1 protein-coding gene is annotated in these 1,253 nt (G+C 64.7%); it reads left to right on the top strand.

Annotation, left to right across the window (positions count from 1 at the left end; translation table 11 throughout):
- The coding region (gene ahcY / locus QJS31_RS37235) for an adenosylhomocysteinase (protein WP_306359027.1) at positions 1 to 1,253 on the top strand (1,253 nt) is incomplete at its 5' end.

The raw sequence follows: 1,253 nt of genomic DNA, 5'->3' as shown, positions 1-1,253 counted from the left end.
TGATCGAGACCCTGGTCGATTTGGGCGCGCAGGTGCGCTGGGCGTCCTGCAATATCTTCTCCACCCAGGACCACGCCGCCGCGGCCGTGGTGGTCGGCCCGCACGGCACCGTGGACGAGCCCAAGGGCACCCCGGTCTTCGCCTGGAAGGGCGAGACCCTGGAGGAGTACTGGTGGGCCGCCGAGCAGATGCTCACCTGGCCCGACGAGCCCGCGAACATGATCCTCGACGACGGCGGCGACGCCACCATGCTGGTGCTGCGCGGCGCGCAGTTCGAGAAGGCCGGTGTGGTCCCGCCCGCCGACGAGAACCACTCCGCCGAGTACACGGTGTTTTTGAACCTGCTGCGGGAGCGGTTCGAGACCGACAAGGGCAAGTGGACCGCGATCGCGGAGTCGGTGCGGGGTGTGACCGAGGAGACCACCACCGGCGTGCTGCGGCTGTACCAGTTCGCCGCCGCCGGTGAGCTGTCCTTCCCGGCGATCAATGTCAACGACTCGGTCACCAAGTCCAAGTTCGACAACAAGTACGGCACCCGCCACTCGCTCATCGACGGCATCAACCGTGGCACCGATGTGCTCATCGGCGGCAAGAAGGTGCTGATCTGCGGTTACGGTGATGTCGGCAAGGGGTGTGCGGAGTCCCTCGCGGGTCAGGGCGCGCGGGTGCAGGTCACCGAGATCGACCCGATCAACGCGCTGCAGGCGCTGATGGACGGTTTCGACGTGGTGACCGTGGAGCAGGCCATCGGCGAGGCCGATATCGTGATCACCTCCACGGGCAACAAGGACATCATCCTGCTCGATCACATGAAGGCGATGAAGGACCAGGCCATCCTGGGCAATATCGGCCATTTCGACAACGAGATCGACATGGCCGGCCTGGAGCGTTCCGGCGCGACCCGGCTCAATATCAAGCCGCAGGTCGACCTGTGGACCTTCCCGGATTCGGGCAAGTCGATCATCGTGTTGTCCGAGGGGCGTCTGCTCAATCTGGGCAATGCCACCGGACACCCCTCGTTCGTCATGTCGAACAGCTTCTCCAACCAGGTCATCGCGCAGATCGAGCTGTGGACCAAGCCGCAGGAGTACGACAACGAGGTCTACCGCCTGCCCAAGGTGCTCGACGAGAAGGTCGCCAAGATCCACGTCGAGGCCCTCGGCGGCACCCTGACCAAGCTCACCAAGGACCAGGCCGAGTACATCGGCGTGGACGTGGAGGGCCCGTTCAAACCCGAGCACTACCGCTACTGA

The organism is Nocardia sp. CC213A (genome assembly GCF_030766805.1).
GTDB classification, from domain to species: domain Bacteria; phylum Actinomycetota; class Actinomycetes; order Mycobacteriales; family Mycobacteriaceae; genus Nocardia; species Nocardia otitidiscaviarum.
This window is presented reverse-complemented; position numbering and strand designations above follow the sequence as displayed.